This window comes from Bacillus ectoiniformans (genome assembly GCF_016908875.1).
Classification (GTDB): domain Bacteria; phylum Bacillota; class Bacilli; order Bacillales; family Domibacillaceae; genus Bacillus_BX; species Bacillus_BX ectoiniformans.
In genome coordinates this window covers 178,387-193,152 of record NZ_JAFBES010000002.1, presented here as the reverse complement: position 1 = coordinate 193,152, position 14,766 = coordinate 178,387, and the positions used below count along the sequence as shown (strand labels likewise).

The window sequence follows — 14,766 nt, the reverse complement described above, 5'->3', positions numbered from 1 at the left end:
ATGATTTCTCAAATCCAGACAGATCAAGCAATAGTGATTACATTTCATACAGATTTAAACTTTGAAACATGCCGGTCTCTTGAAAAAACGATCAAAGATTTATCCAAGGCTATTGAATCCGCTCAAAGAGTCGTTTTGAATTTAAGCGAAGTGGAGTTTATAGACAGTACAGGAATCAGTCTTTTAATTAAATGGTTATATCCATATAAAGATAAGAACTTATCCGCAGAAGGTGTATCTGAGAATATTGTCACTCTGTTTGAAATATGTAAAATGGATCAATTTTTAAAAATAGCTTAAAGAGTACTCTCCAGTCTAAGAACTGGAGTTTTTTTATTAAGGGAAAATCATCAATAAATAAGGTACTAATACTGAAGATAAATATCTGTTCATTTCTTAGAGCTGTGTCCGGCTGTAAGGAAAAATAATTCTTCCTATTGTCATCATAAAAATGAAGACGTATTTCTTTTTCCGTCCTATGAATATGCTATAATGTGATGAGAAAAAAACAGCGGGGTGAAAGACTTGAAGAAGATTTTGGTCATTCTCTGCGCTTTTCTGTTCATACTTAGCGGATGTACGATGAGCTTGGAGGATTTTACAAACGAAGATCAAGCGCCGAAAAAAATGGTTCCAAAAGATTTGCGAGTCGTTTCCATTGGCGATTCATTAACGCAAGGTGTGGGAGACAGTACCGACAAAGGCGGATATGTTCCTTATTTAGAGAAACATTTGGAGACTTTGCCAGAAGTGAAAGATGCTTCGTTCACTAATTACGGAGTAAAAGGCAACCGCACAGATCAGCTCCTTGAGCGTCTTCAGCAAAAAGAAGTCATTCACACTATTAAACGAGCGGATATGGTTGTTATTACAATCGGCGGCAATGATGTGATGAAGGTATTTAAAGAGAATATTACGAAACTCAATGTAAAAGAATTTACGAAGCAGCGGAAATCATATGAAGAACGTTTGCACCATACCATTCAAACGGTCAGACAGCATAATAAAAATGCGGGTATCGTGTTAATTGGTCTATATAATCCTTTTCTTAAGGTGTTTGAGGACGTTCAGGAAGTGGAAAGTATTATGAAAGATTGGAATGCAGCCAGTGAATTAACCTTACAAGAATATGAAAGAACTAGGTTTGTAATGATAGAGGATATCTTCTTAAATACTCGCGAGGATCTTTTTTATATTGATCAGTTCCATCCCAATGACCGTGGATATGAATTAATGGCTGACCGTATTTTTGAATCCATCAACGGTAAACCATTAGAAGACTTAACGAATCAAAAAATTATTTTTGCAAGGGAGGGTACAGAATGAAAAGGTTTTGGAAACTAAGTTTTTTCATTTTATTAGCAGTAAATGCAGCGATTATATTATTTCTTGTTATCGGACTTCTTTCTCCTATTGAGGATGATCCTGTTCCTAAAGCGACTCCTGTAGAGGATGCGGTTGAATTCCATGTACAGTCCAATAAAGAAGATTTAAACCGCGTCATTAAAACATACATTGAAAAAGAAAAGGCCGGGAGCCCCGTAGACTACAATGTGTATTTGCGTGATAAAGTGGAACTTTACGGTGAAGTGCCCGTCTTTTCTGAACGATTGGAGTATAAGCTGACATTCATTCCTAAAGCACTGAAAAACGGCAATGTTGTTTTAGAGCAGGATGACATGACCATCGGCAAGATTAAACTTCCGGTATCCTACGTATTAAAAGCAGCAAGAGATTCTTATAACTTCCCTGAGTGGGTGAAAATCATGCCGAATGACAAAATGATTTATGTTTCATTAGATAAAATGGAACTGAAAAGCGATTTAAAAGTCAAAGCGGACCGTATGGATCTAGAAAAAGATGACATCCAATTTACTTTAATGGTGCCGATGAATGAATAAAAAGGAGAGGGGATTCCCTCTCTTTTTTCGTGCCAAAATGCATTATCTTTTCCCTTTTTAAAAAAACAAGTTAAAATAAGTGCAAAGGGGTATATTGTCTAAAGAGGTGATTTTATGAATGAGAAAGCAACTTTTGCCGGGGGCTGCTTTTGGTGCATGGTCAAACCGTTTGATCAGCAGCCTGGAATTAAGGAAGTGATTTCAGGATATACCGGAGGAACCACTGAAAATCCAACTTACCAAGAGGTATGCAGCGAGACTACCGGTCATTATGAGGCTGTGGAAATCACTTTTGATCCGGAAATATTCCCATATGAAAAGTTGCTGAAACTATACTGGATGCAAGTGGATCCGACAGATGCAGGAGGCCAGTTCTTTGACAGAGGACAGTCCTACCAGCCTGCGATATTCTACCATAATGAAGATCAAAAGAAGCAAGCAGAGAAATCAAAACAAGAACTCGAGACAAGCGGAAGATTTTCGAAGCCGATTGTCGTGAAAATTTTGCCGGCGGCTGTTTTTTATCCCGCTGAAGAGTATCATCAGGATTATTACAAGAAAAACCCAGCCCATTACCAAGGATATCACCAAGGTTCAGGCAGGGCTGCGCATATTCAAAATCACTGGGGGGATCTCTTGAATGGCAAATAATCAGGAACTTCAAAAAAAACTTAATCCGATGCAATATGAAGTAACACAAAATAATGGAACAGAGCCTCCTTTTCAAAATGAGTATTGGAATCAATTCGGAGACGGCATCTATGTAGATGTGGTGTCAGGAAAGCCGCTTTTCAGTTCACTTGATAAGTATGATGCCGGATGCGGCTGGCCAAGCTTTACTAAACCAATTGAAGATCGAGAAGTCGTAGAGAAAGAAGATAAAAGCCATGGCATGGTGCGCACAGAAGTCCGAAGCCAAACGGCTGATTCCCATCTAGGACATGTGTTTGATGATGGACCAGGACCTTCAGGGTTAAGGTATTGCATAAATTCAGCTGCATTAACGTTTATTCCGAAAGAAAAACTCGAAGAAAAAGGGTACGGAGACTATTTGTCACTATTTAAAGATCAATAATTGATGGAAGGTGATTGTTTATGTTTAAAAAATTATTCGGAAAAAAAGAAGAAGTATCTAAAGTGGTTGAGCTGTCTAGCCCGTTAACTGGAAAGGTCATCGCGCTAGAAGAGGTTCCAGATCCAGTGTTTTCTCAAAAAATGATGGGAGATGGACTGGCTATTGAACCAACGGAAGGAAAAGTGGTTTCGCCGGTAGATGGGGAAATTATGCAGCTTTTCCCTACGAAACACGCGGTTGGCATTAAAGCTGAAAATGGAGCAGAAATTTTGATTCATATTGGTCTTGAAACGGTGAATATGAAGGGTGAAGGCTTTGAAGCTCATATTGCTCAAGGTGATCAAGTGAAAAAAGGAGATACATTAGTCACGTTCGACCTGGCACTGGTTGGAGAAAAAGCCAGCTCTACTGTAACGCCAATCATTATTACGAACGGTGATGATATGGAAAGCGTGAATAAAAGCGGTTCTGGTGCAGTAACAGCTGCACAAGACGTGGTATTAACTGTGACAGCGAAATAATATACATTCAGACTGCCGGTCAAATGATCGGCAGTCTTTTTTCTGTCTTTTTATTGAGTGTGTACGATCTTTGTGGCTTAAAATTCGTTGCAAACGCTGTAAAAACGAACAATAAAAATATTTAATATAAAAATGTTCGTATATTTTGTTGACCCTTTTGGAAAGATCTGATATATTTTTACTATAAGAGGAATGGAAAGAGGGGAAGCCTTGTGAACAATCAGTATGATGTCATCGTAGTAGGTGCAGGTCCGGCAGGGATATTTGCCAGCTATGAATTAACTTTGAAATTACCTAATGCTAAAATTTTATTAATAGATAAAGGGCATGATATTTATAAACGCCATTGTCCCATTCTGCAAAAGAAAATAGAGAAATGTCCTCCCGCAGCAGGCCGCAAAGAGTTTGCTGGCTGTTTGCCTGCTTGTTCTATTACCAATGGATTTGGCGGTGCAGGAGCTTATTCGGACGGCAAATTTAATATTACGAGTGAATTCGGCGGATGGATGACAGACTACTTATCAAATTCAGAGGTTATTGACCTGATAAAATATGTGGATGAGATCAACTTAAAGCACGGAGCGACAGAAAGCATTACAGATCCGCTCACACCTGAAGTGAGAGATATCGAGCGCCGAGGCTATGCAGCAGGCCTTAAATTGCTGAGAGCGCAAGTCCGCCATTTAGGCACAGAGCAAAACCTGCAAATATTAAAAAGTATTTATGAATACCTAAAAGAAAAAATCGACATGGTTTATAAAAAAGAAGTAGAAGATTTACTCACTGTCAAAGCTGAGGGTGTACATACTGTTCAAGGAATCGTATTAAAGGACGGCACGGAAATTAAAGCCGATAAAGTAGTGATTGCGCCAGGGCGGGACGGTTCCATCTGGCTAAGTAAAATCCTTAAAAAACGCCGCCTGAAAATGATGAATAATCAAGTAGATATCGGTGTGCGAGTCGAAACATCGAATATCGTCATGGAAGAGATCAACAAGCATTTATACGAAGGAAAGTTTGTTTTTAACACATCTGTCGGAACGAAAGTCCGCACGTTTTGCAGCAATCCGGCAGGCCATGTCGTAGTAGAGAATCACTCAGGGGTTATGCTTGCGAACGGACACGCCTATAAGGATCCTAAATTAGGCAGCGAAAATACGAACTTTGCTTTGTTGGTGTCACACACATTTTCCGATCCATTCGATCAGCCGAATGAATATGCGATTGAAGTGTCAACTCTCGCTAATCGTTTATCGACTGGCGGCATCATCGTGCAAAAATACGGAGATATTCTAAAAGGCCGCCGTTCAACTGACAAACGAATCAAAGAAGGGTTTTTAGAGCCGACGATGAAGGAAGCTGTACCCGGGGATTTAGGACTCGTTCTTCCATATAATACAATGAAAAGCCTGATTGAAATGACGGAAGCACTGGATCACGTCACTCCGGGAATTGCATCAGAGCATACGTTGTTTTACGGAGTGGAAGCGAAATTTTATTCTGCTCGTCCAAAGATCAATGACCGTTTTGAGACAGAAATTTCCGGCTTATATGTCGGCGGTGACGGGGCAGGTATTACTCGAGGATTAGCGCAAGCAGGTGCATGTGGAGTTTGGATTGCCCGTGACATCGTAGAAAAAGCAAAAAAGGCTCCAATTAAAACAGAGCCGGTATTAGTATAACAGGAGAAGGTATGCGTATGTGTGCCTTCTTCTTTTGATTTTTTTGCATAAAAATGAATAGGTCGATCATAAACGAAAGTTTTTTCTTTACTAGTGATCTTCCTTCCATTATATTGAGTAGAAAAATGGGAGGGACAGTATGCGTAAATCTTTTTATCATTATTTAATGAAATATCGCGAGGAGCCGCCGAGAGACGATTTGGCTGCGTTTGCTAATCATGCCTTTTCTGATCACAGTTTTCCTAAGTCATCAGAAGATTATAATGAGCTTTGCCAGTACCTTGAGTTAAATGGATTATACTTGCCAAGCATGACGGTATTTGATGACGCTTGGGATAAGTATATAGAAGAAATTTCTTAAATGATCATACCCTGAATAAAGCTGATTCCATTATAATATAAAGGGAGAGGGCAAGAATTATTTTCTTTTCCGTACAAAAAAATGAAACCTGCTTCGTAACTAATGCGTAATTAAGTCATCAGCTAAAATAAGATAAACAGGGGGAATGGGAAATGTCTTTTTTTAATAAGGTGCTAGCAAGCTTTGGGGTTGGCGGTGCGAAAGTAGATACGAAGCTTGAGAAATCAAGCTATGTGGCGGGAGAGCGCATGGCCGGGGAAGTTCGAATTGATGGCGGAAATATTGAACAGCACATTGATTCCATTTATTTAACCATTTATACCACTTATGTGAGAGAGTCCGACGATAAGAAGTATACAGACTTTGCGGCTGTTAAAAAGACGAAATTAAATGACCCGTTTACGATCGGTGCGAACGAATCGAAAGTCATTCCGTTTACGATTGACTTGCCTTATGAGACGCCGATCACTTTTGGCAATACACGAGTGTGGGTTCAGACAGGGCTTGATATTAAAAACGCGGTGGATCCTGAGGATAAAGACTATATTGAAGTGCGTCCAACCCACCTGATGACGAAGGTGCTAGATGGCGTTGAAGGTCTTGGTTTCAGACTGCGCCAAGTAGAGTGCGAGCAAGCTTCCCTAAAAATTAAAAGCCGCTATCCGTTTATTCAGGAGTTTGAGTTCGTGCCGACAAGCGGTTTATTTCGCGGCCGCCTTGACGAATTAGAACTGGTCTTTCTTTCACAAACAGACGACCAGGCAGAATTGCTATTCGAAGTGGATCGAAAGGCTCGTGGATTCGGCGGGTTTTTAGCGGAAGCTTTGGAAATGGATGAAAGCCTTGTCCGGACAACGATTACAGTCCGTGATTTGCCGATGATAGATGAGAAGCTGAAACAGATTATTGCGAAATACGCTTAATCATTCCCAGAGAAAGAAGCGAGGCTGCCGCCAGATAAGCCAATCGATTGCACCGCTTGTCTAAAAAGCATACAATGGTTGGTATAAAACGATTTATCTGGAGGTAAAAACATGAGTGTTCACATTGGTGCGAAAGAAAATGAAATTGCGGAAACGGTCCTTTTGCCTGGAGACCCGCTGCGAGCGAAGTATATTGCGGAAACCTTTTTAGACAACCCGGTTTGTTACAATGAAGTACGCAATATGTTCGGCTATACAGGGACGTATAAAGGAAAAAGAATTTCCGTTCAAGGCACTGGCATGGGTGTGCCGTCCATTTCTATTTATGTCAATGAGCTAATGCAAAGCTATAACGTGCAAAACTTAATTCGCGTCGGCACATGCGGTGCGATTCAAAAAGATGTCAAAGTAAGAGACGTCATTTTAGCGATGAGTGCATCTACAGATTCTCAAATGAATCGCTTTACTTTTAAAGGTGTCGATTATGCCCCGACAGCGAACTGGGACCTGCTAAAGAAAGCCTATGATGCTGGGATGGCTAAGGGATTAGACCTTAAAGTGGGCAACGTCTTTACTGCAGATATGTTCTATAACGACAATGCCGATCATGAGCTATGGGCGAAGTATGGCATGCTTGCGATTGAAATGGAAGCAGCTGCTCTTTATACATTAGCTGCTAAATACGATCGCAAAGCGTTAGCGGTATTGACTGTCAGCGATCATATTCTGACAGGGGAAGAAACGACGTCTGAAGAACGCCAAACGACATTTAACGAAATGATTGAAGTGGCACTAGAGGCAGCCATTCAAGAATAAATGAATAATCAGGCAGAAGAGTCAGGCTTTCGCTACTGAGCGGAGAGTCTGGCTTTTTCTTTGCTTTTTCGCTGACAAGAATTAGGTACAAGTGATAAGATAAATGGGATTATAGAAAGAGAAAAGGTGAAGGTATGAAAAGAAGTGCGTTAATGCTTTCGGCAGTTTTGCTTTTAAGCGGCTGTCAGTTCCCGGAGGATATCAAGAAACAATTTTCCGGTGCGAAACAAACAGAACCTAAACAAGAAGAATCGGCACCGACTAAAGAAAACGCGCAGGCTGAAGGACCGCAGCTTGAAGCCGCATACTTTAATCAAACGAAAGAAGTGAATGGCCAGCCAGTCATCACGAATCCGGAAAATGTGATGGCTTTAGTGAATAAGCAATACGCCTTGGCTAGTCAATATGCGCCGGCAGATCTAGTCCGGCCGAACGTGACGTTTTCATTCGGCGATGAGGATATTGAAAAGAGCTATATGAGAAAAGAAGCGGCACAAGCGTTGGAAAAACTTTTCGCTGCAGCTAAGCAAGAGGATGTTCATTTATTTGCCGTCTCTGGCTACCGTTCCTATTCACGGCAGCAAGAGGTGATGAATAATCAGGCGGCAAAAGTTGGAGCGGAAAAAGCGCTTGAATCAGTAGCTCCTCCAGGCCAAAGTGAACACCAGACGGGTCTTGCCATGGACATTTCAGCAGAAAGCGTCGGGTATGACCTCACTCAGTCATTTGAAACAACAAAAGAAGGACAATGGCTGGCTGACAATGCGCATAAATTCGGATTCATCTTGAGATATCCGAAAGGAAAAGAAGAAATTACCCTATATATGTATGAGCCATGGCATTTTCGTTATGTTGGACCGGATGCAGCAGAAGAGATCAAGAAAAATGAGTGGACGCTAGAGGAATATTTTAAGAACGTGAAGAAGATTTAAGCAGCCCTTACGTTCAACTGACATTAAAAATATGTAGCAGAATAAATGAAATGAACTCCCTTGCCTTGTGCAACGGGAGTTTTCTCTTTTTAATTGTCGGAAAAACTGTTAGAATGTAAGAGTTGAATTTATGTATATTTAAGCATGGAAAGCGGTGAGCAACATGGAAAAAGAAAACGAAGGGCAATCGGAGGAAAAACAAACGTCTCCTTATATTCGAATAAAGAAATTTCAGTTTGTGATGCTGATGTTTGTACTCGTATTTGCAACAGCTGCGATTACAACATTTGCTCTTGCTTTCGGTGACGAAAAAGCAGTAGAAGTCGGAGTGAATTCGCGCCCGGAATTCAATAAACTGCACGAAGCCTATGACAAATTACAAAAAAATTACTACAAAGATATTGACCAAGACCAATTAGTAAATGGCGCCATTAACGGCATGCTCGATTCATTAGATGATCCTTACAGTGATTATATGGATGAAAAAGAAGCGAAGAAATTCCATGAAAATGTGTCGTCTTCCTTTCAAGGAATTGGAGCTGAGATCCAGGAAAAAGGGGGAAACATTACAATCGTTTCTCCAATAAAAGGATCACCGGCAGAGAAGGCGGGAATTCGTCCTCATGATCAGATTCTTGCGGTAGACGGCAAGAGCTTGCAAGGGATGAGCTCTTCAGAAGCAGTCATGCTGATTCGAGGGGAAAAAGGAACAAAGGTTACATTAAAAATTGAGCGCGAAGGCTCAGCTGAACCGATTGAAGTCACGATTACACGTGACGAAATTCCAATCGAAACGGTCTATGCGGAAATGGGAGAGAATAAAGTCGCTCATATCCAAATCACCAGCTTCTCTGACCGTACTTCGGAAGAACTGAAAAAATCGATTGAAGAGATGAAAGCACAAGGAATGAAATCAATGGTACTGGATCTGCGCCAAAATCCAGGCGGCCTTTTAGACCAAGCCATTGAAATCACGAATCAGTTTGTGCCTGAAGGGAAGGTTCTATTTCAAGTAGAAGACCATTCCGGTAAACGTGAAGAATATGTTTCTGACAACAAACCTAAATTTGATTTGCCGGTTGCGGTATTAATTGATAAAGGCAGCGCGAGCGCATCAGAAATTTTCGCAGCAGCGATGAAAGAATCGGCTGGAGTGCCGCTCATTGGTGAAAAGACATTTGGCAAAGGGACTGTGCAATCGGCAGAGGACTTTAAAGACGGGTCAAACATGAAGTTCACAACGGCTAAATGGCTGACACCGAACGGCAACTGGATTCATAAAAAAGGTGTAGAACCGGATACTGAAGTGAAACTTCCTGACTACTCAAACCTGTCTTATATGAACCCTGACAAAGAGTTAAAAACAGATGATTTATCTGAAGATGTGAAAAATGCGGAGAAAATGCTTGAAGCCATAGGCATAAATCCAGGCAAAGTGGATGGATTCTATGATGAGAAAACCGAACAAGCAGTGAAACAGCTTCAAGAGCAGGCGCAGCTTGATCAGACGGGTGTATTATCAGGAGAAACAACGGTTGAATTGATGACAAAGCTTCGAGAAAAAATTGAGCAAAATGATACGCAGCTGCAAAAAGCAGAAGAGATCTTGCTTCAAGAGCAGCAGCCAGCCAAAGAAACTGCATCATAAAAAGAAAAAGCATGGAGGATAAAAACTCCATGCTTTTTCTTTTGCTTATATAGGGGAGTTAAGTATGTATAACTTCAAAGATGTAAATAGAGAAGTAACAATGATTAATCAGAATTTATGATTTGCAGGATTTTTCCTTGCTGCTTCATAATATAAATGAGTGCTTGTTACGCATCTTGAAAAGTCGTGCATCTTTCATGCTGATTAACAAGAGTGGCTGCTAATGCAGGAGTCATCCCCACAAAAAATGTGGACACTCCCATTAATTTAAGCGCGCCGTGGAGCTGAAAAAGATGGAAGTTGGTCGTTTCATCAATAGCGGTCAGAGCAGACACATTTAAAAGAATATAATCCGCTTTTTCTTTCACTACTAAGGAGAGAATGGTTTCCATCACTTGCTTGGCCCGATCATCGGTTAAAGGTCCAGCGATGGGTATGGCAATAATCCCATCCCAAATTTTCAGGTGAGGTGTAGATAATACTTCAATCATTTCTTGCTTCAGTTCTTCTTCGATGGCTTGTTCTGTTACATCCACTAACATGACTAAATGTCCTAGAACATGTCCGTCTGAATCTTTGATCGGATTGATAATGGTTTCTCCAGTATATTGACCCTTAATGGTAATCCTTGTGCGGTGTCCTTCGGAATAATTATTCATAATCTCTCTAGATTTATCTGGGGAGTGGTGAAAAAAGTCCATGGATTGACCAATCGCTTTTTCAGGATGATCTACTCCATATAATTTTAATAGCGGAGATAGAACGTGGACCGCCGTAGCGTTCATCCAGACAATTCGGTAGTCGTTATCAGAAATTATAATGGTTTCCTGAATGCTTTCTAGAATACTTTCGCCTTCTAGCGATGCAGGAAGAGTGCCTAATCCCATATCTTCCCCCTCCTTCAATAATAATCATTATTATATCAAAGGAATTTCTATTTGTATTCACGAAGAATTTCCTTTAAAATCGCAATAGCTATACATAATATTTCCTAGAGAGAGGAAGAAATGAAATGACGAAAAAGAATATCTACGTGCTTTCCGGCTTTTTAGGAAGTGGAAAAACAACGCTTTTGAAACAATTGATCCAATCACTGAAAGACCAAATCAGGCGTCCGGCCATCATCATGAATGAGCTCGGAAGCGTGTCGATTGATTCAGAAGCTGTCGATAAAGACACACCGCTGCAAGAATTATTAGATGGCTGTATTTGTTGCACTGTTCAAGACCAGCTTGATGCAAAGCTGCAGGAACTGTTAATGACAGAAACCTTTGATGATTTAATTATAGAAACCACAGGTGCGGCTCATCCGGTCGAAGCCATAGATGCCATCATGTCTCCATTATTTTCAGACCGCTTCGAATGGAAAGGCATTATTACGACTATCGATAGTTTTGTCTGGAAAAATCGCGAGAGTCTGACTCCACAGGTCATGCAATTATTGTATGAACAGATAAAACATGCGGATTTGCTGCTGATCAATAAAGTCGATTTAATAACTGAAATGGACCAAGGGATGATCTCATTTGAAATTCAGCAGATTAACTCTCATGCTCCGCTGTTTTTAACGCAACAGTCTCACGTCCCATTATCAGCATTACAAAACATGTCTATGAGTGAAAAAGGCGAAAGACAAGCTGTTCATGCCAAGGATCATCTGCACTTAACGGTAGTAAATCATGTATTCGATCAGAAAGTTGCGCTCGAAGACTTTGAAAATTGGATCAGAAGCCACACAGATCGAATCTACCGGATGAAGGGGTATGTTCCGTTTTCTCATGCAGCCAATCCGATGATGTTCCAGTATTCTTACGGAATGCCTATTTATATGCCGGAAGATATGAAAATGCCTAAAAACCTTGTTATTATTGGCCATGGGCTAGACAAGTCACAAATTAGATCAGAACTAAAAAGCCTTGAAATGAAGTAGCGAAGTCTTGCAAAAAAGGAGGAGTACAAGTGAGTGACTCTCAGCTAGTAGACGCATACCAGCGTTTATGGAAAAATCGAACACAGGGTGAAATAAAGGAAGAAGAAGCAGCAATCACTCTAAAAACACTGATTCAAAGAGAGCTTTTAGATGAATATACTCATCCGCGAGCGCGCCGGTCAAAAGAGGAGAAGTTCTATTTTGCCAGCAAAAGAATACTGGAGTCTAACCTAGATAGCAGTATACAGATTCAGCTATTAAATGGTTTCTTAGCAGAAATGGAACGTATAAAAAATGAATAGATTTCACTTGCGTAACATACCCCCTAACGTATATAATGGTAAGCGAAAGGGGATTCGTTCATGTTATTAGCATTCTTTATGAGTTTATTACTAATGGTAAGCATAGTGATTTATTATAGATATTGGCCTGTATCCGTTCAAAAAATAAAGGTAGATGAAGCATCAGGCTTTCCGGTTATCGATGTTAGAGATTATCAAGATATATCCCATCTGCCTGTTGAAGAAGCCATTCAAATTCCATGCAGCTATATTCCTCGTTATGCTCCTGCAATTGAAACGAAAGAAGTATTTATTGCGGCTGGAAATAACATCGAATGCAACTTTGCGGTGAGAAGATTAAAGCGTCTTGGCATTCAGGTAAAAGGGTGCATTTGTTTAAATTCAAGCTGCTAAACTTGTAATATGATTGTCATATTTGTCAAAAACGCATAAGATCAGACAAAAAATTGAACGAAATATAATAATAAATGGCTGCCAATTTTTAGAGGCAGCCATTTTTTTTGGTGCCGAAGGAAATAAATGTGATGATTCACGCGAAGATCAAGTGGATGAAATCAAGATTTCTCAAGAATTTTTCATTGATGAACGTTTGAATAGTCTTGCTATCTTCCAAACTGGAATTCTAGGCGGTAATTTCCTCCCATATTACAAAAAAATCATGATACGATTTGTATGTAAACAAAACAGCACAGGGAGGAAAACATACATGAACAAAAAAGTAATTGTTACTTTAGCAGCATCATTATCATTATTTTCCGCACCACTTGCAAGCAAAACAGAAGCGGCTGCACATGCACAGCCAACTAAACAAGTAAACTGCGAAACTCAAACATTAGGAGTTTCTCAAGATATGCTACAACAATTAAATCTAGGTCAAATCAATGTTCAAGAACTGCTTAAACAGTTCAACATTCAGCAGCCTCCGGCAGAAGCTCCTAAACAAGAGCAGCCTGCTCCAGCACCAGCACAACCTGAAGTAAAAGAAACACCTGAAAAAGCAGAAGCAGCACCAGCACCTGCTGAACAACCAGCTCCACAGCCGCAAGCACCAGCTCAGCCAGAAGCTGAAGCAAAACCAGCAGCAGAAGCACAAGCTCCATCTTCACTGCATGCGTTTGAACAGCAAGTAGCAGAGTTAACGAACAAAGAACGTGAGAAAAATGGATTAAAACCATTAGAAATTGATACAGAGCTTAGTAAAGTAGCAAGAACGAAGTCAGAAGATATGCTTGCGAAAAATTACTTTTCACACACAAGCCCGACTTATGGATCTCCATTCGACATGATGAAGCAATTCGGAGTAGATTACAGTGCGGCTGGTGAAAATATCGCTAAAGGCCAAACGACTCCTGAAGAAGTTGTAAATGCCTGGATGAACAGTGAAGGACACCGTGCCAATATTCTAAATGGTGAGTTCACTCACATTGGTGTAGGCTATGTAGAAGATGGCCACCACTGGACACAAATGTTTATTAAAAAATAAGAGATAGAGAATCACCGCGGGGAACTGCGGTGATTTTTTTTGATTTCATTTACTTCCTGTAAAATCCTTTCATGCATGTCTATCCCAGCTGAAAGTTGCATAAAGTCTTAAGGATGATTAGTATAAGTTTATATAGGACTTTTCTTTGTTGGAGAGGATGCAATGACTAAAAAAACAGCACTTATTACTGGGGCTTCACGAGGAATCGGCAGACGTACAGCAATGGCGATGGCAGAAAGCGGATACAACGTAGTCATCAACTATCGTTCGAGCGAGAAAGAAGCGATACAGCTGGCTGCAGAACTTTCTTCTACTTACTCCATTCATGCCGCTGCCGTCCAAGGAGATATTTCTAATAGACAGGATTGTGAACAGCTGATTAAGAAAACAGCAGAAGACTTCGGCGGGGTTGATATTTTAATACATAATGCCGGTCCTTACGTAAAAGAGCGAAAAAGACTGGATGAATACGGATGGGATGAATGGGAGTACATGATGAATGGGAATCTGAACAGCGTCTTCTATTTAACGAAGCTAACTCTGCCGTATATGCGTTCTAGAAAATGGGGAAGAATTATCACACTTGGTTTTGACCGTGTGGAAACGGCGCCAGGGTGGGTCTACCGTTCTGCATTTGCTGCCGCTAAAAGCGGGATTGCCTCATTAACTAAAACGATCTCTCAAGAGGAAGCAGTACATGGGATTACGGCAAATATGGTCTGCCCGGGGGATATTATCGGGGAGTGGAAAGAAAAGTCGATTGCCGAAGCCTGTTTGGAGAAGGATGAGCATGTGCCAGTGGGAAGACCGGGAGCAGGAGAGGATCTCTCACGGGTAATCGCGTTTTTAACGTCTGAATCGTCGAGCTTTATTACAGGTAGCGTGATCCCTGTAACTGGCGGACAGGATGTACTAGGTAAAGTATTTAGAGTTAAGCCAGACAATTAATTGTCTGGCTATTTTAACTGATGCTTTACAAGCGCAGGCTGCAGGAGTAGAATAGGATCATTCTAGAATACTCATTCATAATGCTTAATCCGCTCGGAGCGGGGGAACCAACGCAGGAAACTGCAGGGGTGAAGTCAAACGACCAGGCTACCTTCCTAGCCTGAACCCGACAGCTAACCTCGTAAGCATGAAGGAAGGCTTCTGTAACCATGGGCAGAGGCCGATGGTTATTTAGCATACCCAT

At 40.8% G+C, this 14,766-nt stretch carries 18 protein-coding genes and 1 riboswitch; of the genes, 17 read left to right on the top strand and 1 reads right to left on the bottom strand.

All coding sequences use genetic code 11. From position 1 onward, the window contains the following. The 12 genes from JOC78_RS04130 (at nucleotide 1) to JOC78_RS04075 (ending at nucleotide 9,859) form a co-directional block, all read left to right on the top strand. A complete protein-coding gene (locus tag JOC78_RS04130; RefSeq protein WP_204553219.1) occupies nucleotides 1-300 on the top strand; it encodes an STAS domain-containing protein in 300 nt (99 codons plus the stop codon). 225 nt (nucleotides 301-525) lie between these two features. Continuing rightward, nucleotides 526-1,326: an SGNH/GDSL hydrolase family protein gene (locus JOC78_RS04125; RefSeq protein ID WP_239586987.1), complete on the top strand. Its 801-nt coding sequence runs from the start codon at nucleotides 526-528 to the stop codon at nucleotides 1,324-1,326. Further along, nucleotides 1,323-1,901 (top strand): YpmS family protein, encoded by a 579-nt coding sequence (locus JOC78_RS04120; RefSeq protein ID WP_204553218.1) that lies wholly within the window; start codon nucleotides 1,323-1,325, stop codon nucleotides 1,899-1,901. Before JOC78_RS04125 ends, JOC78_RS04120 begins: the two co-directional genes overlap by 4 nt. A 114-nt stretch (nucleotides 1,902-2,015) precedes the next feature. After that, nucleotides 2,016-2,552: a peptide-methionine (S)-S-oxide reductase MsrA gene (gene msrA / locus JOC78_RS04115; protein WP_204553217.1), complete on the top strand. Its 537-nt coding sequence runs from the start codon at nucleotides 2,016-2,018 to the stop codon at nucleotides 2,550-2,552. After that, nucleotides 2,542-2,976, top strand: a complete 435-nt coding sequence (gene msrB / locus JOC78_RS04110; protein ID WP_204553216.1) for a peptide-methionine (R)-S-oxide reductase MsrB — start codon at nucleotides 2,542-2,544, stop codon at nucleotides 2,974-2,976. Before msrA ends, msrB begins: the two co-directional genes overlap by 11 nt. Nucleotides 2,977-2,996: 20 nt before the next feature. Next, entirely contained in the window at nucleotides 2,997-3,497 is a 501-nt protein-coding gene (locus JOC78_RS04105) for a PTS sugar transporter subunit IIA (protein ID WP_204553215.1), read from the top strand. A gap of 212 nt (nucleotides 3,498-3,709) precedes the next feature. Next, nucleotides 3,710-5,179: an FAD-dependent protein gene (locus JOC78_RS04100; protein WP_204553214.1), complete on the top strand. Its 1,470-nt coding sequence runs from the start codon at nucleotides 3,710-3,712 to the stop codon at nucleotides 5,177-5,179. Between the two features lie 139 nt (nucleotides 5,180-5,318). Next, on the top strand, nucleotides 5,319-5,540 hold the full coding sequence (locus tag JOC78_RS04095; RefSeq protein ID WP_204553213.1) for a YozE family protein: 222 nt from the start codon (nucleotides 5,319-5,321) through the stop codon (nucleotides 5,538-5,540). Between the two features lie 152 nt (nucleotides 5,541-5,692). Further along, a complete protein-coding gene (locus JOC78_RS04090; RefSeq protein WP_204553212.1) occupies nucleotides 5,693-6,463 on the top strand; it encodes a sporulation protein in 771 nt (256 codons plus the stop codon). 111 nt (nucleotides 6,464-6,574) lie between these two features. Further along, nucleotides 6,575-7,279, top strand: a complete 705-nt coding sequence (gene deoD, locus JOC78_RS04085; protein ID WP_204553211.1) for a purine-nucleoside phosphorylase — start codon at nucleotides 6,575-6,577, stop codon at nucleotides 7,277-7,279. A 134-nt stretch (nucleotides 7,280-7,413) separates the two neighbouring features. Then, nucleotides 7,414-8,211 (top strand): M15 family metallopeptidase, encoded by a 798-nt coding sequence (locus tag JOC78_RS04080; protein ID WP_204553210.1) that lies wholly within the window; start codon nucleotides 7,414-7,416, stop codon nucleotides 8,209-8,211. A gap of 163 nt (nucleotides 8,212-8,374) precedes the next feature. After that, nucleotides 8,375-9,859: a lmo1851 family serine protease gene (locus JOC78_RS04075; protein ID WP_204553209.1), complete on the top strand. Its 1,485-nt coding sequence runs from the start codon at nucleotides 8,375-8,377 to the stop codon at nucleotides 9,857-9,859. Nucleotides 9,860-10,026: 167 nt separating this feature from the next. On the opposite strand, the gene JOC78_RS04070 is transcribed toward JOC78_RS04075, so the two are convergent. Next, entirely contained in the window at nucleotides 10,027-10,746 is a 720-nt protein-coding gene (locus JOC78_RS04070; protein ID WP_204553208.1) for an STAS domain-containing protein, read from the bottom strand. A gap of 125 nt (nucleotides 10,747-10,871) precedes the next feature. Here JOC78_RS04070 and JOC78_RS04065 point away from each other — a divergent pair, with 125 nt between their 5' ends. From JOC78_RS04065 to JOC78_RS04045, 5 genes are all read left to right on the top strand, one after another. Beyond that, entirely contained in the window at nucleotides 10,872-11,789 is a 918-nt protein-coding gene (locus JOC78_RS04065; protein ID WP_204553207.1) for a CobW family GTP-binding protein, read from the top strand. Between the two features lie 29 nt (nucleotides 11,790-11,818). Further along, nucleotides 11,819-12,091 (top strand): hypothetical protein, encoded by a 273-nt coding sequence (locus JOC78_RS04060; protein WP_204553206.1) that lies wholly within the window; start codon nucleotides 11,819-11,821, stop codon nucleotides 12,089-12,091. Nucleotides 12,092-12,151: 60 nt separating this feature from the next. Further along, complete coding sequence (locus JOC78_RS04055) at nucleotides 12,152-12,484, top strand: hypothetical protein (protein WP_204553205.1); 333 nt, start codon at nucleotides 12,152-12,154, stop codon at nucleotides 12,482-12,484. A gap of 313 nt (nucleotides 12,485-12,797) precedes the next feature. Next, nucleotides 12,798-13,574: a CAP domain-containing protein gene (locus tag JOC78_RS04050; RefSeq protein WP_204553204.1), complete on the top strand. Its 777-nt coding sequence runs from the start codon at nucleotides 12,798-12,800 to the stop codon at nucleotides 13,572-13,574. Between the two features lie 162 nt (nucleotides 13,575-13,736). After that, entirely contained in the window at nucleotides 13,737-14,522 is a 786-nt protein-coding gene (locus JOC78_RS04045; RefSeq protein WP_204553203.1) for an SDR family oxidoreductase, read from the top strand. Between the two features lie 71 nt (nucleotides 14,523-14,593). After that, nucleotides 14,594-14,724: riboswitch (cyclic di-AMP (ydaO/yuaA leader) on the top strand. Nucleotides 14,725-14,766 lie beyond the last annotated feature (42 nt).